The 20,080-nt window shown below is 40.8% G+C and carries 23 protein-coding genes; 12 read left to right on the top strand and 11 right to left on the bottom strand.

Features of this window, described 5'->3' with window-relative positions:
• Positions 1 to 257: 257 nt before the first annotated feature.
• Positions 258 to 1,373 (bottom strand): hypothetical protein, encoded by a 1,116-nt coding sequence (locus R2800_02675; protein ID MEZ5015928.1) that lies wholly within the window; start codon positions 1,371 to 1,373, stop codon positions 258 to 260.
• Between the two features lie 65 nt (positions 1,374 to 1,438).
• Positions 1,439 to 1,867, bottom strand: coding sequence for a hypothetical protein (locus tag R2800_02680; GenBank protein MEZ5015929.1), 429 nt, complete (start codon positions 1,865 to 1,867; stop codon positions 1,439 to 1,441).
• 452 nt (positions 1,868 to 2,319) lie between these two features.
• Here R2800_02680 and cyoE point away from each other — a divergent pair, with 452 nt between their 5' ends.
• The 8 genes from cyoE (at position 2,320) to R2800_02720 (ending at position 7,139) form a co-directional block, all read left to right on the top strand.
• Positions 2,320 to 3,219: a heme o synthase gene (gene cyoE / locus R2800_02685; GenBank protein ID MEZ5015930.1), complete on the top strand. Its 900-nt coding sequence runs from the start codon at positions 2,320 to 2,322 to the stop codon at positions 3,217 to 3,219.
• 12 nt (positions 3,220 to 3,231) lie between these two features.
• Positions 3,232 to 3,804: a heme-copper oxidase subunit III gene (locus R2800_02690; protein ID MEZ5015931.1), complete on the top strand. Its 573-nt coding sequence runs from the start codon at positions 3,232 to 3,234 to the stop codon at positions 3,802 to 3,804.
• A 69-nt stretch (positions 3,805 to 3,873) separates the two neighbouring features.
• Complete coding sequence (locus R2800_02695; protein ID MEZ5015932.1) at positions 3,874 to 4,620, top strand: cytochrome c oxidase subunit 3; 747 nt, start codon at positions 3,874 to 3,876, stop codon at positions 4,618 to 4,620.
• Between the two features lie 45 nt (positions 4,621 to 4,665).
• On the top strand, positions 4,666 to 5,106 hold the full coding sequence (locus R2800_02700) for a cytochrome C oxidase subunit IV family protein (protein MEZ5015933.1): 441 nt from the start codon (positions 4,666 to 4,668) through the stop codon (positions 5,104 to 5,106).
• A gap of 13 nt (positions 5,107 to 5,119) precedes the next feature.
• A complete protein-coding gene (locus R2800_02705) occupies positions 5,120 to 5,827 on the top strand; it encodes an SCO family protein (protein MEZ5015934.1) in 708 nt (235 codons plus the stop codon).
• A 3-nt stretch (positions 5,828 to 5,830) separates the two neighbouring features.
• Positions 5,831 to 6,373 (top strand): DUF420 domain-containing protein, encoded by a 543-nt coding sequence (locus R2800_02710; GenBank protein MEZ5015935.1) that lies wholly within the window; start codon positions 5,831 to 5,833, stop codon positions 6,371 to 6,373.
• 24 nt (positions 6,374 to 6,397) lie between these two features.
• On the top strand, positions 6,398 to 6,613 hold the full coding sequence (locus R2800_02715; GenBank protein ID MEZ5015936.1) for a hypothetical protein: 216 nt from the start codon (positions 6,398 to 6,400) through the stop codon (positions 6,611 to 6,613).
• Between the two features lie 76 nt (positions 6,614 to 6,689).
• Complete coding sequence (locus R2800_02720) at positions 6,690 to 7,139, top strand: DUF2147 domain-containing protein (GenBank protein ID MEZ5015937.1); 450 nt, start codon at positions 6,690 to 6,692, stop codon at positions 7,137 to 7,139.
• Here R2800_02720 and R2800_02725 read toward each other — a convergent pair.
• Entirely contained in the window at positions 7,136 to 7,621 is a 486-nt protein-coding gene (locus R2800_02725) for a CAP domain-containing protein (GenBank protein ID MEZ5015938.1), read from the bottom strand. The genes R2800_02720 and R2800_02725 overlap by 4 nt on opposite strands.
• Before the next feature lie 66 nt (positions 7,622 to 7,687).
• Here R2800_02725 and R2800_02730 point away from each other — a divergent pair, with 66 nt between their 5' ends.
• The gene (locus R2800_02730; GenBank protein MEZ5015939.1) at positions 7,688 to 8,374 is read left to right on the top strand and encodes a nitroreductase family protein; all 687 of its coding nucleotides are present in this window, start codon (positions 7,688 to 7,690) and stop codon (positions 8,372 to 8,374) included.
• Here the strand turns inward: R2800_02730 and R2800_02735 are convergent.
• The 3 genes from R2800_02735 to R2800_02745 are packed head-to-tail and all read right to left on the bottom strand — an operon-like array spanning position 8,365 to position 10,312.
• Positions 8,365 to 8,886 (bottom strand): hypothetical protein, encoded by a 522-nt coding sequence (locus tag R2800_02735; GenBank protein MEZ5015940.1) that lies wholly within the window; start codon positions 8,884 to 8,886, stop codon positions 8,365 to 8,367. The genes R2800_02730 and R2800_02735 overlap by 10 nt on opposite strands.
• An 11-nt stretch (positions 8,887 to 8,897) precedes the next feature.
• On the bottom strand, positions 8,898 to 9,611 hold the full coding sequence (locus R2800_02740; protein ID MEZ5015941.1) for an aspartyl/asparaginyl beta-hydroxylase domain-containing protein: 714 nt from the start codon (positions 9,609 to 9,611) through the stop codon (positions 8,898 to 8,900).
• An 11-nt stretch (positions 9,612 to 9,622) separates the two neighbouring features.
• A complete protein-coding gene (locus tag R2800_02745; GenBank protein ID MEZ5015942.1) occupies positions 9,623 to 10,312 on the bottom strand; it encodes a Fe2+-dependent dioxygenase in 690 nt (229 codons plus the stop codon).
• A 118-nt stretch (positions 10,313 to 10,430) separates the two neighbouring features.
• Between R2800_02745 and carA the strand changes: the two genes are divergently transcribed.
• From carA to R2800_02760, 3 genes are all read left to right on the top strand, one after another.
• Positions 10,431 to 11,543 (top strand): glutamine-hydrolyzing carbamoyl-phosphate synthase small subunit, encoded by a 1,113-nt coding sequence (carA, locus tag R2800_02750; protein ID MEZ5015943.1) that lies wholly within the window; start codon positions 10,431 to 10,433, stop codon positions 11,541 to 11,543.
• Positions 11,544 to 11,583: 40 nt separating this feature from the next.
• Entirely contained in the window at positions 11,584 to 12,525 is a 942-nt protein-coding gene (locus R2800_02755; GenBank protein ID MEZ5015944.1) for an NAD-dependent epimerase/dehydratase family protein, read from the top strand.
• 461 nt (positions 12,526 to 12,986) lie between these two features.
• Complete coding sequence (locus R2800_02760) at positions 12,987 to 13,679, top strand: NAD-dependent deacylase (protein MEZ5015945.1); 693 nt, start codon at positions 12,987 to 12,989, stop codon at positions 13,677 to 13,679.
• Here the strand turns inward: R2800_02760 and R2800_02765 are convergent.
• From R2800_02765 to R2800_02785, 5 genes are all read right to left on the bottom strand, one after another.
• Positions 13,627 to 14,856, bottom strand: a complete 1,230-nt coding sequence (locus R2800_02765; GenBank protein MEZ5015946.1) for a hypothetical protein — start codon at positions 14,854 to 14,856, stop codon at positions 13,627 to 13,629. The two genes, R2800_02760 and R2800_02765, sit on opposite strands and share 53 nt — an antisense overlap.
• A complete protein-coding gene (locus R2800_02770) occupies positions 14,853 to 15,227 on the bottom strand; it encodes a hypothetical protein (GenBank protein MEZ5015947.1) in 375 nt (124 codons plus the stop codon). Before R2800_02770 ends, R2800_02765 begins: the two co-directional genes overlap by 4 nt.
• Positions 15,228 to 15,271: 44 nt before the next feature.
• The gene (gene ftsY / locus R2800_02775) at positions 15,272 to 16,249 is read right to left on the bottom strand and encodes a signal recognition particle-docking protein FtsY (protein MEZ5015948.1); all 978 of its coding nucleotides are present in this window, start codon (positions 16,247 to 16,249) and stop codon (positions 15,272 to 15,274) included.
• 123 nt (positions 16,250 to 16,372) lie between these two features.
• Entirely contained in the window at positions 16,373 to 17,596 is a 1,224-nt protein-coding gene (locus R2800_02780; protein MEZ5015949.1) for an NADP-dependent isocitrate dehydrogenase, read from the bottom strand.
• Positions 17,597 to 17,726: 130 nt separating this feature from the next.
• Positions 17,727 to 19,814 (bottom strand): T9SS type A sorting domain-containing protein, encoded by a 2,088-nt coding sequence (locus R2800_02785; GenBank protein ID MEZ5015950.1) that lies wholly within the window; start codon positions 19,812 to 19,814, stop codon positions 17,727 to 17,729.
• Positions 19,815 to 20,080: the final 266 nt, after the last annotated feature.

Consider the following 20,080-nt stretch of genomic DNA (forward strand, 5'->3'; position numbering starts at 1 on the left):
AACTAAGCACATCCTACTGCAACAGTGCAACACGCCACAGTACAACAAAATATACCCGTCATGTCGAACCGTAGCGTGAGACATCTGTAAGTGATATACTAGATTTCTCACCCTAAAGGGATTCGAAATGACAGGCGGGGTTGAGCTTTGTATAAACTATTCGTCACTGCGAGGTACGAAGCAGTCTCGTAACTGTAAGTGCTTGTGCTGTTACAAGATTGCTTTGTCGCTATGCTCCGCGCAATGATGGTGATATTTTACTCTTTTTTATTTTCTTCACTTATTAATAGTGTACTAGATGATTCATCAATACTTTTAATCTCTTCTTTTGTAGTCTTTATAGTCTTTTGCTTTATTTTTATGTCAAGTTCAATCTGATTGGTTGTCTCTGAATTGTCTTCAGGTTTACCTTCACCACTATCCGAGCTTACAGGCATTAATAACTTAACTTCTACCTCTCCTCCTTCATTTGCAAAACGAATCATTTCTTTTATTGAATGGATGGCTGCATTGTTTATATCTCCGTCTATATTTTCTATATCATTCTCTTTTTTTATTTTTTCAAGTATTTCAGTTGCTTCCTTATCTATATCTACTGTTGAGCTCTCCTCCATCTTTGCAAGCCCTTCATTTAAGGCGGGTACGTTATACCTTTTAATTTCTGCAATGCTCTTTTTGATGTTATAATATTTCTGGATAACATCCAATACTTTATCAGCCGCTTTTGCGAAGAGATAAACTACACCGAACGTTGCAGAAAGTGTCATTATTAAAGAACCTTTCTCTACTTTCTGAACATTAAATGAAGTATCGGTTTCCCCATCTAAAAGGGCAAACCCCCTTAAAATCTTGTACCATTCATCTGATGCTTCACCAAGCTCCCTTAGCTCTTTTATATAGCTATTACCTTGAAAAATTATTATTATCAAGTTTTCGCTATCAACAGGCATGTCTATCAGGATGCCTTCAGAATAGTCATATAAGGAGCTATGTAAAAGTGTAAACTTTGCATATAAATTCACATATTCTTTTGTTATTCTTTCTGCTTCGCCAACATTAGTATATAAGTAGCTAATAATGTCTTTAAGCGTTCTTTGTCCTTTTTCTCCAAATAAATCTATAATCAGAAACCTTTCATATATCTTTTTTTCTTCTAATGATATATTAACAGGTAAAAGATTGTGTAGTATGTCCAATATTCCTATAGATTGTCTTTCAATAGCAGCAATTAATGGGGAGCGATCTACACCCTGCCTTGCATTAACTAATCTATTAATAGACTGCTGTAGTTCTTTAATATTGGTATTTAGTGGTGTATTATTCTGTTTATTATATATGTCAGAAATAACTGTGTAGACTTTGGAAATATCCATATCAAATATTTTTTAGTAAAAATGTATTAACAGGGTTAATACTGCCCTATCTATTGTATAATATGCTATTCTTTTATCACAAAGTGAGGGTTGTAAATCTCATAAGCATAATTATCCGTTGATAGTTCTCCTTCTTTTACAAATCCGTTTCCAAGCGCAGCACTTTTGAACTCAAACCTAACCTTCTCTAATTGCTTTTTACCTTCTTCGAACTCCATTTGTCTTCTATTTACATCTTCTAAGCTTACGATTGTAATGGCTTCTTCTCTACTCAACTTATCTGTAATCATCATTGCTTGGTGTGCTAACACTAAGTCCTTACAATAAAAATCTTTTGTAACCCAAACTCCTTGATTCTCATATTCACAAGTGACTTTTGGAGGGTCTAGCCGTTTACCTAAAAGTAAAATAACACTTGCCACTCTCATCACCTGCTCTCTATTTGTATCTAGAATTACAATATCCCCAACGTTATAATCGTTCATTATCATCATAATTAGCTTTAGTAACTACATTTATACCACACCAAATATGCCAAAGCTCATATACTGCCATTATTACATATAAATGGTGTTTTTATGATACTTATTATGTATGACACTATCCCCTCTAGAAAAGTGGACGGTAGAAAAGTGGACAATTATGCAGACTTACAGAGTTTAGCTACCCAATTATGAACTGCCGCTCTCAAGAGCGGGGGCATTAGAGATAAAAATCATACTCAGCGTAATGCTACGGTGCAACAGTTATTCGTCATTTCGAACGAAGAGAGACATCTAATAAGTAACATACCAGATTTCTCACCCTAAAGGGATTCGCAATGACAGGCGGGGTAGAGCTTACCATCCCCTCACATACATTTATCCACTTATACAGATTTGTTTTCAATTAAAAGGCTTTCTTTATTACCTTTGCGTAACTTTTTTTGTTAACCTACATTTACTGTATGATTGGTGAGGAGTCGATAAAAGCCAAATGGCACGAAGTAGCCTTGACCCGCTTCAAGGACTATAACATGCTGCTGAAGCCCAACTTGAGCTTCATGGTCGTATTTACCAGTGTTATCGGTTACCTCTTAGCTCCCGGTATTGCTTTCAATTTGAGTAGCGTGGTAGCCTTGTTCATAGGCGGTATTATGGTAACGGGTGGTGCTAACACCATCAACCAGATACTGGAGCGTGAGGGAGATGCCCTTATGGAGCGTACCAAGAACAGACCTATTCCTAACGGTCGTATCAGTGTTACAGAAGCGTGGGTGCTGGCAGCCTTAGCAGGTTTTGGTGGTGCTATACTACTAGGCTACTACTTCAACCCGCTGGCAGGTATCTTAAGTTTTATCTCATTATTATTATATGGTTTTGCCTACACACCTATGAAGCGTGTGCATCCTATTGCCGTGCTTATAGGGGCTATACCGGGTGCGCTACCGCCACTATTGGGCTGGGTAGCTGCTACAGGTAGTATAGGTATAGGTGGCATGACCCTTTTCCTGATACAATTCTTCTGGCAGTTTCCGCACTACTGGGCTATTGGCTGGGTAGGGTACGACGAGTACAAGAAGGCAGGTATCAGCATGCTACCATCTCAGGAGCGTAGCTCTAAGTTTACCGCTATACAATGCATGTTCTACAGCATAGTATTGATACCTATTGCAATATTCCCTAAGCTACTGGGCATGACGGGCAATATAGGCATGTGGATAGGCATAGCCTGCGGTATTATGTATTTTTTGGCTACAGTAGTATTTTACAAGAACAACGATCATAAGTCGGCACGCAGGGTAATGTTTGCTTCATTCTTTTACCTGCCGGTGATGCTGTTGGCTATGTATATTGATAAGCTATAATTTTTGATAAGGATGGACACGGCAATGGAAGGTTCAGCACAAAAAAAGAAGATACATCCACACAAGTTTAATATGTGGATAGCCATAGCAAGTATCATAATGATGTTTGCCGGCTTAACGAGTGGCTACATTGTACGCCAGGCGCAGGGCAACTGGGTTTATTTTGAGCTGCCGCAGGTGTTTTGGGTGTCTACCGTAGTTATTTTTGTAAGTAGTATCACTATGGTGCTGGGTATCAGAGCCTTCAAACAGCGCCAGATGACTCGCTATAGAGCGTTGATAACCATTACTTTATTGCTGGGTATTGCCTTTACCATACTACAGTTTGTAGGTTTTGGTCAGCTATATGCCAATAATATACGTGTAGATGGCAACCCTAGCGAATCGTTCCTGTTCATCATAGCAGGGCTGCATTTATTACACATTGTAGGTGGTATAATTGCACTTTTAATTGTATTTTTCCGAGCCTTTAAGAAGAATTTAAAGATATACAATGCAACTGGTCTGGAGATCGTCGGTACCTATTGGCACTTCGTAGATGTATTGTGGATATATTTATTTGTATTCTTTCTGGTAAATCAGTGATTTTTTTTATTGATTTGTACCCAAATTCGCAACTAGACTATATATAAAACTTATACATTCAACTAATCTATGTCACACGCAGCAGCGACAACAACAGAGACTAAACCTTGGGGTGGCGGACGTTCACCGTTCAATGTCAGTTATGGTAAAATGATGATGTGGTTCTTCCTATTGTCAGATGCCCTTACTTTCGGTGCCTTCCTTATTTCTTATGGTACTACGCGTTTCTTTAGCGCCGTATGGCCTGACCCGAACCACGTATTCCATGCGTTCCCGTTCATGGGGCATACGAATCTGCCGTTGGTATTCGTGAGTTTGATGACCTTTATCCTTATCGCCAGCTCGGTGACGATGGTAATGGCAGTACACTGTGGTCATAACAACGACCGTCAAGGTGTTATCAAATGGTTGATATGGACTATCATTGGTGGTATCGCTTTCTTGAGCTGTCAGGCTTGGGAGTGGACTCACTTGAACCACTTAGGTGCATGGTGGGGTGCTTTCACTGATGCTGATATGCCGATCACTGAGATCCACAAATATTTCAATATGGAAAGCGCTGATGTAGTATCTGCATTGCCGGAGCACGGTATGCAAGCTACGCACGACTTCTACAACTACTTCTTTACCATTACAGGTTTCCACGGTGCGCACGTTACCAGTGGTGTGGTATTCCTTATCTTGGTATTGATCAATACGGTAAACGGTACTTACGAGAACAGAGGCCACTACGAGATGGTGGAGAAGATAGGTTTGTACTGGCACTTTGTAGACTTGGTATGGGTATTCGTATTCACTTGTTTCTACCTACTATAATCGTATTAAAACATAAACACTCACACAACTTTAATATAATAGACAATGTCTCATAATAATCATAACGACGATATACAATCATTATACGAGGGCGACCAGTCGAAGCTATACTCTGGTATCATGGGTCACCATGAGGAGATGCAATCGCCTGCCGCAAAAGCACAAAGAAAGAAGATCGTTAAAGTATTGGTGCTTCTTTCTATTGTAACTATTGTAGAGGTTGGTTTTGGTTTGTTCTTTAGCTACACTATGAATAGAACATTACTGAACACTATCTTCTTGGTACTTACCCTAGTGAAAGCTGGTTACATCGTTTCTATCTTCATGCACTTGGGCGACGAGGTTAAATCTTTCAAGATGTCGGTATTGATACCACTATTCTTATTCGTGTGGTTCATTATAGCCTTCTTGGCCGATGGTGCTTTCTGGTTGAAGATGAATAGTAACTCTCCTGTAAGGAACACAATAGAGCAAGTAGCGCCGTAGTGAGAGCATAACAATGAGTAAAAAAACTAGATTAATAGGAGCTTTAGCGGTGTCAATTTTGATACCGCTAACTTGTTTTATAGTGATAAGCCAACTGTCTAAAGGCAAGCTACACCTGCCTAAATACTATGTGGTAGACCATGTAGTTACTAGCCCAGAAGGCACTAACGATACTGTATACCACCAAGTGGCAGAGGCTACCTTTACCAACCAGTTTGGCGAGGAGGTATCACTCAACAAAGACCTGAAGGGTAAGATATTGGTCATCGATTTTATCTTCACTACCTGCCCTACGGTATGCCCGCAGCTCACCAACAATATGGAGGTGATACAGCATGCCTTTAGAAAAGACCCTAAGCGTAAGAGCAGATTAGATACTGCCATACATTTTATTTCCATCACGGTAGACCCCGAGCGCGATAGCTTTCCTGTGATGCGCAAATATGCCGACGACCATAATGTGAACCGTAAGAACTGGTGGTTCCTAACAGGTAGCAGAGCAGATATCTATAACTATGCCAGAAAAGAACTACGTGTAAATGTAGGCAAGGGCGGAGAAGGAGTAGACGACTTTTTGCACACGCAGAAAATTGTGGTGCTGGATACCATGCGTTATATTCGCGGCTACTACGATGGGCTGGACACGGCAGATATGATACGCTGTACCGACGACATCGTGATACTAACCAAACAGAAATACAGAAAGAAAGAAAACGACTAGGTTATGTTGAAACCAATGTTTGAGAAGAACGATAAGAAAGCAAAAGGACTGATCTATGTGGTCTCTTTTGTAGTGTTTATAGCTGTGGCTATACTATCTAAAGTGAAGCTTGAGGTAGACTTGGGTTTTGATGTGCATGTATTTGCGACCATCAATGCCGTTATCAATTCTTTGGTATCTGTACTATTGGTACTGGCACTAGTTGCAGTAAAGCAGAAGAAGTATCAACAACACAAAAACTTTATGATGGGTGCTATAGTGCTTTCCGTATTGTTTTTGGTCTCCTACATTGCGCACCACCTGCTAGCGGGCGATACCTCGTTTGGGGGTGAAGGCACTATCCGTTATGTGTATTTCTTTATCCTAATTACGCATATATTCCTAGCAGCTATCATCCTGCCGTTTATCCTATTCACCGCCTACAGGGCGCTTACGGGTGAGTACGACAGGCACAAGAAGCTGGCACGCTATACATGGCCACTATGGTTCTACGTGAGTGTAACGGGTGTGGTGGTGTATTTGATGATATCTCCTTACTACGTTTAGTGGATAATCTTTAACTTTGCATCAATGAAAAAGGCATTACTCATAGTATCATTTCTACTGGTTACAGGCGCACCTGCTGCCGTAGCGCAAGGCTGCTCTATGTGTACCCTTACTGCTGATAACCTCGATGATAAAAGCGCTAAAGGGCTGAACGGAGGTATTATCTACCTAGCCTGCCTGCCACTAGCCATATTGGGTACTATTAGTTTTATGTGGTGGAAGCATAATAAAGCTGCTTAAAACTTCCTCATTTTATCTATCCATTAGGTCTATCTTTTTGTAAAAAGTCGTATTTTATGGTTCTAAACCATTAAATATGAAATTCAGATCATTGCTTCAAGCTACACTTATTGCAGCATTTGCTATTTGTTACAGTGCCCCTGCTTTTGCGGGAGATGACCCGATAGAAGGCGTATGGTATAGTGAAGACAGCTCTGCCAAGATAAAGATATACCTGGCAAAGAATCAGAAGTTCTATGGTAAGATCATTTGGTTGAAGAACCCCAATGAAGAAGATGGTACACCTAAGGTGGATGATAAGAACCCTGATAAGTCGAAACGTTCAGAGCCTATCTTGAATATGCTTATCCTAAAAAGTTTTGAAAAAGACGGAGATAAGGAATATGAGGACGGCACTATCTATGACCCTAAGAGTGGCAAGACCTATTCTTGTACCATTACACACAAGGGCAACTCTTTAAAAGTGCGCGGGTATATCGGTATTTCCTTAATTGGTAGAACGGCTATTTGGACAAAGGCAGACTAGGGGTTTAGCTTAGTGGCAAATACTTGAGTCCAGTACGCGCCGCTTCCTCCCATGCCTACTTCTTTAAAGTTGGGGTTCATGATGTTTTTGCAATGTCCCTTGCTGCCCAGCCATCCTTTTATCAAGGCTTCATCGTTGGGGTAGTCTACTGCCGCGTTTTCCCCGTAGGTGCTCCATTGGTAGCCCGTGGCAGTAATGCGGTCTCCGGGGTCAGAGTTGTTAGCACCTGTATGGGTGAGTGTTTTATGTTGCTCCATATAGTTGCTCTGCTTTTGTGCCGCTATGGCTAGGCTATCGTTCCAGCTAAGGATAGTAGTAGGCGGGTAGTAGGTCTCGCCACATTTACAGCCTTTGGTACGTGCATGGTTCACCATATTCAATAGCTTTTGATGTTGTAGGGTGGTTTTGAAGGCGGAAGGTTCTTCGCTATTGGATAAGAAGTTGGTGGCAAACAGGGCGCCGATCAAAATGTTTTTATACATGCTGGGCTTTTAGTAATAACTCCATAAATTTAGATGAAAAAAGATTTATAAGAACGTTAAAAAACTATGGCTGAAGAAAGAATAATAAACGGCTTCCCGTTTGAAGTATATACCAAAGACAGTTTTGAAAAAGATGAAATGACGGCTCGAGCTCATGAGTTTCATGAGTGGATGGAGAAGAGAAGAACCGTGCGCGACTTTTCTGATAAAGAAGTGCCTCAAGAGGTCATAGAGCAAATAATACTTTCTGCATCTACCGCGCCATCGGGTGCGCATAAACAACCATGGACCTTCTGTGCCATCAGTAGTGCCGAGATGAAAGCCGAGATAAGGAAGGCGGCTGAAAAAGAAGAGTATGAAAGCTATAACAACCGCATGCCTCAAGAGTGGCTGGATGATCTATTGCCTTTACAAACCGACTGGAACAAAGAGTTTTTAGAAATAGCCCCTTGGCTCATAGTGGTCTGCAAGCGCATCTACGAGTTTGGCGATGAGGGTAAGAAGAAGAACAACTATTATGTGCAGGAGAGTGTGGGACTGGCAAGTGGTTTTCTGCTCGCTGCTATTCACAATGCAGGCTTGGTGGCGCTAACGCACACACCTAGCCCTATGAACTTCTTAACCAAACTTCTAGGTCGCCCTGAGAATGAGAAGCCTTTCTTGCTAATACCCGTTGGCTATCCTGCCGAGGAGTGTGTAGTACCTAAGCTAGAGCGTAAGCCTTTGGAAGACGTAGTGGTGTTTTATACATAACTGGGGTATTTGTCCAGCACCCATTTGTGCATATTGGGAAAATGATTGTCTGAAGCTGTTTGCTTAGGCTTGGACTGCTCGGTCATGCCCAGCCAGTTCAGAATGCTTATGCCCATTCCGCCACCATTGCTAAAAGCCGCAATGAGTGCTTCCGAGTCGCCTTTGTACCCCTCCTCATGAAATACTACATCGGGAGGTAGGTTCAGGTGTTTCAATGCTGCCCAAGACCAGGCTATGGCTGCCATTTCTGCTCCGCCATCGTCCAGCTTGCTGCCCGATACGTTTTCCGATTCAAAGACATTGCTCCTGTCCTCACTGCTTAGTATGCTAATATGCCCTGCCTCGTGCAGTAGGTCTCCGGGCGATAGTAACTGTTGCTCATCATAATATATAACCCCTTTCCTAATGCTGATGCCCGGCAAAAAGGTTTCAGTAGTAATGGTTTCGGGTTGGCAAGAGATGCCTATTTCGTTCAGGAAATCTACTATTGTGTTCAAGTGGTTGGTGTTCATTGAGTGTGTTTTTATGGTGTTTGTAATTCTTTTTCTAGTTGTGCTATTAAGGCTCTGCTTGCCTCGTTGTTCATTTGTTTCAGCTGCTCCAGCATAGCTTGTTTATCTGTTCTACTCATCTTATTTCTATTCTCCGTGTGCGCTATTTTTTCTAATGTGGTGCTTGAGAAAAGGTTTGTAATCCATTCATTTACAACACAATCTATAACAAGGTGTAGTCTGTCTGTTTTGCCATTGTTGCTCAAGGTATGCGGTAGGTCAAAGTTCATATACCAGCATTCTCCCTCGTTGATGGTCATCTGTTCGCCCTCCAGCAAGAAGGATACTTGGTCGTTGGTTTGCAGGGGTATGTGTATCCTTATTTCTCCTTCCTCGTAGCAGAGGTCAAAATCTCTATGTTCTTTTATGGTAGCCTCAGGTCTTAGGTTCAGTACCCTTATACCTAGTTTTTCGCATTGTAGGGTGTCGATGCATTGCTGCACCTCGGGGCAATGAGCCAAAAGAGCCGTGTCCTCAAAGCCGCTATTGCTGCCCATAGCTTCTGCGGTGTGCTGGTCGGTAGTGCCGCCTATTGTTCTTAGGGGTAGTGCCGTCCATTCTCCCGTGTAGCCTTGCGAATTGTAATGAGGTAGCCAAGTCTCCTTTACGTTATTTATTTCGGCGAGCATAGGTGCCGTATCGAAATGGAAGGGGAGCTTGATGTATTTTATAACGGTATCGTTCATGGTGTTTGGTTTTATATGTCTGTCCACATTCTCATTAGGTTGCTGTATATCTGCAACAGCATCAGGTTCTCGGGCGATTGTAAGTTCTTATTGCCAACGCTCTCTTGTACGGTCTTGAGTTGCAAGAGTAGCTCTCTTTGTTCCGTGCTTTTTACCAAAGACTGCATCCAAGTAACGCAAGCCACACGTTCTCCTTTAGTAACGGGGTTGACACAGTGGAGGCGGGTAGTAGGGTATATAATGGCATCTCCCTTGTTCAGCTTAAATGGGACAAAACCCGTAGGGGTATGTATCACCAGCTCGCCACCCTCGTAGCTGTCGGGCGGGCTTAAAAACAGGGTTATGCTCAAGTCTACCCTTATGGTATACTGGTTGGTCATCACGGGGCTATCCGTATGCATCCCGTATTCCATGCCTACCTTATATCGGCTGATGATAGGGGGTAGTATGTTTTTGGGCATGCAAGCAGCCTGTATGATGGGGTGCTGCGCTATGGCTTTGAATATCAGCTCCTGTGCCTTATTGTATTCAGGAGTAGGTTGTCTGGAGCTCTGTAAGTTGTTCTTAGACAGCTTGGCTGCTCCCGAGGCGGTATTTTTGCCATCCTCGAAGTTGATCTTTGTGATAAGCTCGTCAATGACTTTTAGCTCGTTGGGCTGTATTAATTGTTGTATCTGAATTACCGAAGAAGGTATCTGCATGGCGAAATTTTAAGTAACGAAACAAATATAACATTGAGCGGCTTATGTGGGTAAGTTTTTCAGCCTTAAAAACTAAATAAGTCTAAGTTTTTATACATTTGCACAATTTGTTTTTTTTATGTCTACAAGAGAATTAGAAAAAAGTCCGGCTTGGTTATTATTAGAAGATGGCACACTATTTAAAGGTGTATCGTTTGGTGCAAAAGGTACTACCGGTGGTGAGATTTGCTTCAATACAGGTATGACCGGGTATCAGGAAGTGTTTACTGACCCTTCTTATACAGGTCAGGTATTGATAATGAATAACATATATGTAGGTAACTACGGTGTTAAAAATGAAGATGTAGAAAGTGATTCTGTGAAGATCAAAGGCTTGATATGTAAGAATATATCAGACCGTTTTAGCAGAATGACAGCTGATGGTAGTCTACAGGACTATTTGGAAGCGAACAAGATAGTTGCCATACAGGATGTTGATACCAGAGTTTTGGTGCAGCATATAAGAAGTAAGGGTGCGATGAACTGTGTGATCAGTTCGGAGTATAGCGAGCTGGCAGACCTTCAGGCTGCATTGGCTAAGGTGCCTAGTATGAATGGTTTGGAATTGTCTTCTACCATATCTACTAAAGAGGCTTATACAATAGGAGACGAGTCTTCTGACGTGAAGATAGCAGTACTGGATCTTGGTGTAAAACAGCATATTTTAAAGTGTTTAGCTGATAGAGGTGCCTTCTTGAAGGTTTTTCCTGCCAAAACCAGCTATAGCGATATGAAGGCTTTTGGCCCTAATGGTGTGTTTATCTCTAACGGTCCTGGCGACCCAGCTGTGATGGACTATGCCGTAGATACTGTAAAAGAGGCAATGGCGGATAACCAACCTTTGTTTGGTATTTGCCTTGGTCATCAGATATTAGCCAGAGCTAACGGGGTAAGCACCTTTAAGATGCACCATGGCCATAGAGGGCTGAACCACCCTGTAATGAATTTGCAAACAGGAAGGTCAGAGATCACGACACAGAATCACGGTTTTGGTGTAGATCCTGAATCTATCAAGAGTTCTACTACTGTTGAGGTGACCCATAAGAACTTGAACGACGATTCGATAGAGGGTATTAAAGTGGTAGGTAAGCCAGCGTTCTCGGTGCAGTACCACCCTGAAAGTACTCCTGGTCCTCAGGATTCGAGATATCTATTCGATGATTTTATCGAATTGATTAAGTCTCATAACTAATTGAAAATCTTATTGCTATAACGTTTACTTTGTTTGTTAGATGAAGAAAGAAAAGGTATTAATCATTGGAGCTTGTGGGCAAATTGGTGTAGAGTTAACCCTTGCACTTAGAAAGCTATATGGCGACCAGAATGTTATAGCAACAGATATAAGAGAAGAGCATCCTTTGTTGGCAGGTACAGGTCCGTTTAGCATACTGGATGCTATGGATGCTGAAGCCATATTAGGTTTTATAAAGAAAGAAGGGGTAACACAGATCTATTTATTAGCTGCCTTGCTATCTGCAACAGGCGAGAAGATGCCTAAGAAAGCTTGGGATATAAACATGCAGAGCTTGTTGCAGGTGCTAGACCTTGCAGTGCAGGAGAAGCTGACCAAAGTATACTGGCCTAGCTCAATAGCTATATTTGGCGCCAGCACGCCTAAAGACAATACAGCGCAAAAGACCATAGTAGAACCGCAGACCGTATATGGCATTAGTAAATATGCAGGGGAGCTATGGTGTCAATATTATAATCAACGCTGGGGACTAGATGTAAGAAGCGTACGTTATCCGGGTCTTATCAGCTGGAAGTCTCAACCGGGTGGTGGTACTACCGATTATGCCGTAGAGATATATCATGAAGCATTGAAGAAGGGTAGCTATACTTGCTTCTTGTCGGAAGATACCTACCTGCCTATGATGTATATGGACGATGCTATTCGCGGTACCATAGAGCTTATGGAAGCCCCTGAAGAGCAGGTAAAGTCCAGAATGGCATACAATTTTGGCGCAGTGAGCTTCTCTCCGAAAGAAATTGCAGCCTCTATACAAAAAGTAATACCTGACTTTACTATAGGGTATGAGCCCGATTTTCGTCAGCAGATAGCCAACGGATGGCCTAAGAGCATAGATGATAGCGCAGCTCGTGCAGACTGGGGTTGGAAGCCTGAGTTTGACCTAGATGCTATCACTAAGGATATGTTGGCTAACCTAAAGTAATACTTCAAGTCATTAGTTAATTACTAGTTAAGGGCAAGTATTTCTTTCTGTAATTTATTGTTTGTTTTCATTTTTGTAGGCTCAAAGCATATCAATATGAAACATTTATCAGACAGACAAAAGAAGTTGCGTAAACACGCCAACCAAAACAAGAGACAAAGGTTATACAAATATACAGCGCTGACTATTTCAGCCGTATTGCTATCTATACCTTTATTGATTTCCAACCTCTAATACGTTTTCTTATTCCAAAAAAAGTATAGTTTTATATTGTGGGTAAGAAGAAGTACTCAGAAAGGCAAAAGATGCTAAGGAAGCACCATGGTGCCCTAAAGCGCAAGAGGATATTTAAATACGTAGCGCTTGCGATATCAGCTCTATTGATAAGTATCATCCTGTTCATCAAGTTTTTCCTGACCAGCAAGTAGTACTTCGGCCTACGGCTCATAAAACTAAGTAGCTTGAAACCAAAATTAGTAGCCCTTACAGGGGCGGGTATAAGTGCAGAAAGTGGATTGAAGACCTTTCGTGATAGTGATGGACTATGGGAAGGTTATGATGTAATGGAGGTAGCCACCCCCGAAGCATGGGCAAAAAATCCTGAATTGGTACTGGACTTCTATAATATGCGTAGAAGAAATGTAGCTGATGCCATACCTAATAAAGCACATGAGGTGCTTGCCGAGCTGGAAGCTCATTTTGATGTACATATTGTTACCCAAAACATAGACGACCTTCACGAGCAGGCAGGCTCTACTAACGTGCTGCATTTGCATGGAGAGATATTCAAAGCCAGAAGTGAGAGTAATGAATCTCTAATATTCCCCATGTATAGAGATATGTACTTGGGAGAGATGGCTATGGATGGGTCGAGGTTGAGGCCACATATAGTATGGTTTGGTGAGCCTGTGCCTATGATAGAGGAGGCTGTGCCGATCATGTCGGCAGCAGATGTGTTCGTTTTGGTTGGTACTTCTCTTGCTGTATATCCTGCGGCTGGTTTGGTAGATTATGTACCCGATAGGGTAGATAAATATGTATTGGATAAGGTGATACCTTCTGTGGGTAGGTATAATAATGTCATCAAGATAGAGAAACCTGCTACAGAGGGAGCTCTGCTTTTGAAAGAAGCGCTTTTGGCAGGTCTACAGTAGCTACCGAGGCAAAGTTTTCAGCCAGTACATATACAAAGGCAGGCAGTAACTGTAATATCAATCTGTCTTGAGAGGTAGCCAAGTGCCATTCCAGATCGTGTGGGCTAATGAGGTACACAGACATTAACGTGAGGCATATACACAGTACCATAACTAGTTGTTTCCACTGTATCTTTTTCCATCTTACTATAGCTAATAAGAGGAAGAGTATACCTGCATATTGCACCGACTTAAAGTGAAGGTTTAGGTTGCCTACAAAGCTTTGGTATATCATGCTATACCTGCTTGTGTCGCTTAGTAGCTCCCAAATAGGCCTTCTTTCTTCCGAAAGTAAATCATTAGGTGTGCTGTATAAAGTCTTGAATAATAATAGTATAAGTGCTGGTAGTATTAAGCCAATAATAGATAGCTTTCTATGCTCCTTGCTAAAAAACTGCTTTAAGTGAAATAGCAGTATAAAGCCTGCAAATACGATTCCTTCGTTCTTGGTCCACATGCAAAGACCTGTGAACAGGGCAGCAGTAAGTATAAGTTTTGGGTTGTGGCGGCTATTATTCAGGGCTATTAGCGCGATCAAAAAGAAAAGGGATAGTAGGGTATCTGCAAGTTGAGATACACCAATATAGACGAAGTGAACATTGGTACATAGTAAAAGTAGGGCTATCCCTGCTATTATGATATTCTTCTTATACGTCTCTGTATATATTAGTACTGGTATAGAAATGGTTGTTAACAGGTGAATGCCATAGGCTGCCACCCAGTAATTGGCACGAGGTAGCAAATGTTTGAAATAAGCCAGTATACCCGGTAGGGCAAAAGGGTAGTCGGGGTGCGCGCCATTGCTATTATTGAAGAGTAGCTTCCAGTCTTCAGGGCTAGCTAAGTATACTGTGTGTAAGTTCCATATCGCCCAAGCATCCCATAAGCCATGTTTTTCTGCCAGCTCTAGCGATTGGTCTACTAATAAATAGCAACCAATAGCAGCAATGCCTATTACAATAAGGTTGTTCTTTTCGATGTTTTTTTCTCCTTTATAAAACAGGAATGCACCTAAAGTGATACTTGAGATAGTGGTAATTAGTACAGGTATGGCTAGTAGTAGACAGCAAAAATAGAGTAGGCTGCTTAGGCCTAACCACATCCATAATTTTATGATATTTAGTGAGCCGCTACTCATTTATTGGTAGATAAGATATAGTAATAGCTACCTGTTTTATATTCAATTACTATATTAGGTAGTGTTGTGTAACTATTTGAATTGTATGTTATTGTGTCTATTATCGTTAACAGTGTGTCTAAAGTAGCATTCTTATCCATTACCAAGTTTCTAGGAGCTAGCAAATATCTGGCTCTGGTAAATACGTCTTGGTTCACCTGCTGTGTATCGTAATAGATAAAGGAATTTTCAGGTAGTAATTTAGCTATGGGATCTAGTCCTATAGCTAGTGTGTCCATAAGGTCGGGTTTATCCTTATGTTGCTCCTGAAACAAGTAAGTAGCAATAGCTGAACTTACTAAAAGTAGTATGATAACAAAGTACCCTTTCATGCCGACATGAAAGATACAGATTCGCTAATGATTATTGAAAAGACTTATTTGTTCAAGCTAAATAAAGTATCAACAAATTCAGCTTTGTTGAATACTTGAAGGTCTTCCATTTTTTCGCCTACGCCTATGAACTTAACAGGTATCTTAAACTCATTGGCAATAGCCAGTACCACGCCTCCTTTAGCAGTACCGTCTAGTTTGGTAACAGCAATAGAGTTGACATTAGTAGCTGCGGTAAATTGCTTAGCCTGCTCCAATGCATTTTGCCCTGTGCTGCCATCAAGTACCAACAATACCTCGTGTGGTGCATCTGGTAGTTTCTTGCCTATTACACGTCTTATTTTGCTTAGTTCTTCCATCAGGCCTGCTTTATTGTGCAAACGTCCTGCGGTGTCTATGATCACAATATCAGATTCTCTTGCTATAGCACTTTGTACGGCATCGAAGGCTACAGAGCTAGGGTCGCTACCCATTTCTTTTTTCACAATAGGTACATCAACACGGTCGCTCCAAATAGTGAGCTGGTCTACAGCTGCAGCTCTAAAGGTATCGGCAGCGCCTAATAATACCTTTTTGCCATTCTTTTTATAGTTATATGCCAGCTTGCCAATAGTAGTTGTTTTACCTACACCGTTAACACCAACCACAAGTAATACATAGGGTTGCTTGTCTTTAGGTAGGTCAAAGGTTTCAAAGTCGTTACTAGGGGCATCAGTAAGCATGCCCATTATCTCTTCTTGCAGTATGTCGTTAAGCTGTGCTGTGCCTAGGTATTTATCTTTAGATACACGGGCTTCAATACGCTCAATGATGTCTACAGTTGTTTTAATGCCAACATCAGCTGTTACCAGAGCTTCTTCCAGGCTATCTAAAACCTCATCATCTACTTTGTCTTTACCGGCAATAGCCTTGGTCAACTTAGAGAAGAAACCTTCTTTGGTTTTCTTTAGCCCTTCGTCAAGTGCTTCTTTTTGTACTTCTTGCTCTTTGCTCCTTTTGAAGAGCTTGTCAAAAATTCCCATAGGTAAATGAGTGTCTAAATAATCAATTCAGACCGTGAAATTACATTTTTAGCTTGTATAATTTCTGTTAAAGAAAAAGACCGAGAAATTACTCTCGGTCTTTAAACATATAGGTTATAAAATTTAAGCCAATTTAGCTTGTAAGTTCTTGTCTAGTGCTGCAAGGAACTCTTCAGTATATACATAATGGTCTTTGCTTACTTGGCTACCATGTATGCATACTGCGAGGTCTTTGGTCATGATACCGCTTTCTACAGTTTCTATACAAACTTGCTCCAATTTAGTACAGAAATCTATAAGTGCTTGGTTATCATCTAGTTTGCCTCTGAAGGCTAAACCTCTTGTCCATGCGAATATTGATGCAATTGGGTTGGTAGAAGTTGGTTTGCCTTCTTGGTGCTGGCGGTAGTGGCGTGTAACCGTACCGTGTGCTGCCTCTGCTTCCATCGTTTTACCATCAGGAGTAACTAGGGTAGAGGTCATCAAACCTAGAGAACCAAAACCTTGTGCTACAGTATCACTCTGTACGTCACCATCATAGTTCTTACATGCCCAAACAAAGTTGCCGTTCCATTTCAATGCAGCAGCTACCATGTCATCTATCAATCGGTGCTCGTAAGTAAGACCGTTTTTCTCAAACTCAGCTTTGAATTCGTTTTGGTATACTTCTTCAAATATATCTTTGAAACGACCATCGTACTTTTTAAGAATAGTATTCTTGGTAGACATGTACAAAGGCCATCCTTTAGATAATGCTTGGTTGAAGCAAGAGCGTGCAAAACCATAGATAGACTTATCTGTATTGTACATAGCTAGTGCCACGCCATCACCTTCAAAGTTGTATACCTCGTGCTCTACAGTATTACCATCCTCACCCTCAAACTTGATAGTAAGTTTACCCTTACCTTTTATCACCATGTCTGTAGCTCTATATTGGTCTCCAAATGCGTGACGACCAATGCAGATAGGAGCAGTCCAGTTAGGAACTAGTCTTGGAACGTTTTGTATAACGATAGGTTCGCGGAAAACAGTACCGTCCAAAATATTACGGATAGTACCATTAGGGCTACGCCACATTTGCTTTAGCTTGAATTCTTCTACACGTTGCTCGTCAGGAGTAATGGTAGCACATTTGATACCTACACCGTATTTCTTAATAGCGTTTGCTGCATCAACAGTTACCTGATCATCTGTTGCGTCTCTATGCTCAACACCCAGATCGTAGTATTTAATATCTAGGTCTAGATATGGAAGTATTAGTTTGTCTTTAATGAACTTCCATATGATTCTGGTCATTTCATCACCATCCAACTCTACTACAGGATTGGCTACTTTGATTTTACTCATATTTATTGATTGTAATTTTTTTTACTTGGTGGGTCAAAAGTAATAAAATCCCAAACGTAAAACACATACAGGTTATTAGAATAAAAAAAGGCGCTGCAACTAGCAACGCCTTTTTATGTGTAATGTGTTATTATAGTTTGGTAAACCTAATTGGTTGTAAACTAATTACTTGGCTCTTGAAAATGACTGTATAAATACCTGATGTCATATTATTGGTCTCAAGAGTCGTTTGTTTGTTTAGTTGCCCTTTATAAACAGTTTTACCCATATTGTTTATAACTATAAAGTCAACAGGTTCTGTCAAGCTAGTTGTTAGTGTTATTTCATTGCCTGTTGCAGGGTTAGGGTATAATGCAACTTTATTATTTGCGTTCAAATTGCTAACTGATAATGGAGGAGCAACATTTAACGTTGCTGCACTAGTAGGAGCGCCTGTGAAGGAGCAGCTTGGAAGACCTTTGATCATACAACGGAATAAGAAACCGTCCTGTCCCATCGAAACATTAGATACAGTAAGTTTTGTTGTTTGTGTTCCACTGTATATGGCATTATTGTTAATGTTAGAATAGTTGCTGCCATCAGCACTTGCCTGCCATTGGTAGTATATTCCTGTTCCTTTACCTTCTGCTTCAAAGCTAGCATTCTGACCTTGAATTACAGCAACATTTGTTGGTGAGCTCACCACCTCAGGTTTGTAAAGAATGTTAGCCTTTATGTTTTCAGTAGTGTCACTTTTACAAGTACCATTTACAATACAACGTATATACTGCCCTTGAAGACTTTTTGGTGTATTGTTGATAGCTAACATATTAGTTTTTTCTCCTGAGTAGGTAGCATTGTTCACGATGTCTTTGAAACCTGTTCCATCGTTTCTTTGCCATTGATATTTTAGTCCTGCTCCGTTCGAATTGATCATTACTGTAGATAGTTTTCCTTCACAAAATGTATCAGCAGCAATATTAGTAAGCACTTGTGTAGTCAATAGTATTTCCAACTGTCCGTAGCTCGATACACCATCAGGGCTACAAGTACCTGATACGATACAACGGTATTTATTACCATTATATGATGTCGGTGGATTTTTTAGTTTAAGTACACTTGTAGTTACATCGCTATATATAGTGTTGTTAGAAAGGTTGCTGAAGCTACCTGTACCGTTGTCTACTTGCCATTGGTAAGTTGGGTTAGTACCAGTAGCCGCTACATGAAATTGCGTATTCTCCCCTTCACAAATAGTGCTGTGTGCCGGTTGTTTAGTAACAACGGGTAGGTAGTTAATAGTTAAAGTAGCATCATTAGAAGTTTCGCTAGGATTACATTTTCCTGTTACTACACATCTGTATTGATAACCGTTCAATGTACCGTTAGCAGTGATGTTTAGCTTATTGGTAGTAGCACCACTGTAAGTACTATTGTTGATAATATTCTTATATCCTGTACCATTATCTTCTTGCCATTGGTAAGAAAGTGTTGTGCCTGTTGCAGCAATAGAAAAACTAGTACCTGCATTTTCACAAGTAGTTTTATCACTCGGTTGTGTTGTAATAGTAGGAGGGAGATCAATGTTTAGTACTGCCGATGAAGACTGTGCTACAGGTGCACATTTGCCAGAAACCACACATCTGTACTTATTGTTGTTAAGTGTAGCTGTTGCTGTTGTAATGCTTAATGTGTTTGTCGTAGCGTTACTATAAACGCCGGTGTTGCTTATATCTGTCCAGCCGCTACCATCATCTACCTGCCATTGGTAGCTTATATCTTTACCTACTGCAGCAATAGAAAAAGAAGTGTTGTCATTCAAGCATATTCTTGAATTGCTAGGATTGTTAGTAATGTTTGGTACTTCATAAACGGTCAAAGTAGCCATATTGGAGTTGATGGAGTTAGTACCCGCATCAGTTAGCACACATCTATAGTTATACCCGGCTTGAGCTATGCTAAGATTCATTATTCCAAGAGTGGCTGTATTTGTTCCACTGTACTGTCCTGCGTTTGATAATGTAGTCCATCCTGTTCCGTCGTTTACCTCCCATTGATAAGTGGTTACACCGTTTGCGGTAATGCCAAAAGTAGTGCCACTATTTTCACATGCTTTCTGGTCTGCAGGGTGTGCAATGATAGTTGGTGTTTGTGCCCAAGAGTTGATAGAGAAAAACAAAAAGCCCAGGGCTAAAAGTAGGCTATGTTTTTTTGCGTCTAGTTTAGATCTAGCAATCATAATGCTTGTGTTTCTTTTGAGAATTAAAGTATTGTAGCGTAAAAAAAATTTCGGCGAAGATAGGTATTGTGCATTGATAACCAATTGGTTAACAAATTCGTAACATATGCCAAAAACTTTAAAAGCTATACCTATAATAGACGATGCTCAATAGAATATGTTAGTCATAGTTTTTACATAAAAGCTATGACTATTTAACTGTTTTAACCAGAGGGTATTAAGGGGTTATGTTTAAAGTAACTTATAGTTGTTTGTAAATGATAGAT

The sequence above is a fragment of the Flavipsychrobacter sp. genome, assembly GCA_041392855.1.
GTDB lineage: Bacteria > Bacteroidota > Bacteroidia > Chitinophagales > Chitinophagaceae > UBA5543.

Bases quoted from the DNA above. Each gene is read 5' to 3' on its own strand.
- R2800_02675 (MEZ5015928.1), bottom strand. From the start codon at position 1,373: ATGGATATTTCCAAAGTCTACACAGTTATTTCTGACATATATAATAAA.
- R2800_02680 (MEZ5015929.1), bottom strand. From the start codon at position 1,867: ATGATGATAATGAACGATTATAACGTTGGGGATATTGTAATTCTAGAT.
- cyoE (MEZ5015930.1), top strand. From the start codon at position 2,320: ATGATTGGTGAGGAGTCGATAAAAGCCAAATGGCACGAAGTAGCCTTG.
- R2800_02690 (MEZ5015931.1), top strand. From the start codon at position 3,232: ATGGACACGGCAATGGAAGGTTCAGCACAAAAAAAGAAGATACATCCA.
- R2800_02695 (MEZ5015932.1), top strand. From the start codon at position 3,874: ATGTCACACGCAGCAGCGACAACAACAGAGACTAAACCTTGGGGTGGC.
- R2800_02700 (MEZ5015933.1), top strand. From the start codon at position 4,666: ATGTCTCATAATAATCATAACGACGATATACAATCATTATACGAGGGC.
- R2800_02705 (MEZ5015934.1), top strand. From the start codon at position 5,120: ATGAGTAAAAAAACTAGATTAATAGGAGCTTTAGCGGTGTCAATTTTG.
- R2800_02710 (MEZ5015935.1), top strand. From the start codon at position 5,831: ATGTTGAAACCAATGTTTGAGAAGAACGATAAGAAAGCAAAAGGACTG.
- R2800_02715 (MEZ5015936.1), top strand. From the start codon at position 6,398: ATGAAAAAGGCATTACTCATAGTATCATTTCTACTGGTTACAGGCGCA.
- R2800_02720 (MEZ5015937.1), top strand. From the start codon at position 6,690: ATGAAATTCAGATCATTGCTTCAAGCTACACTTATTGCAGCATTTGCT.
- R2800_02725 (MEZ5015938.1), bottom strand. From the start codon at position 7,621: ATGTATAAAAACATTTTGATCGGCGCCCTGTTTGCCACCAACTTCTTA.
- R2800_02730 (MEZ5015939.1), top strand. From the start codon at position 7,688: ATGGCTGAAGAAAGAATAATAAACGGCTTCCCGTTTGAAGTATATACC.
- R2800_02735 (MEZ5015940.1), bottom strand. From the start codon at position 8,886: ATGAACACCAACCACTTGAACACAATAGTAGATTTCCTGAACGAAATA.
- R2800_02740 (MEZ5015941.1), bottom strand. From the start codon at position 9,611: ATGAACGATACCGTTATAAAATACATCAAGCTCCCCTTCCATTTCGAT.
- R2800_02745 (MEZ5015942.1), bottom strand. From the start codon at position 10,312: ATGCAGATACCTTCTTCGGTAATTCAGATACAACAATTAATACAGCCC.
- carA (MEZ5015943.1), top strand. From the start codon at position 10,431: ATGTCTACAAGAGAATTAGAAAAAAGTCCGGCTTGGTTATTATTAGAA.
- R2800_02755 (MEZ5015944.1), top strand. From the start codon at position 11,584: ATGAAGAAAGAAAAGGTATTAATCATTGGAGCTTGTGGGCAAATTGGT.
- R2800_02765 (MEZ5015946.1), bottom strand. From the start codon at position 14,856: ATGAGTAGCGGCTCACTAAATATCATAAAATTATGGATGTGGTTAGGC.
- R2800_02770 (MEZ5015947.1), bottom strand. From the start codon at position 15,227: ATGAAAGGGTACTTTGTTATCATACTACTTTTAGTAAGTTCAGCTATT.
- ftsY (MEZ5015948.1), bottom strand. From the start codon at position 16,249: ATGGGAATTTTTGACAAGCTCTTCAAAAGGAGCAAAGAGCAAGAAGTA.
- R2800_02780 (MEZ5015949.1), bottom strand. From the start codon at position 17,596: ATGAGTAAAATCAAAGTAGCCAATCCTGTAGTAGAGTTGGATGGTGAT.
- R2800_02785 (MEZ5015950.1), bottom strand. From the start codon at position 19,814: ATGATTGCTAGATCTAAACTAGACGCAAAAAAACATAGCCTACTTTTA.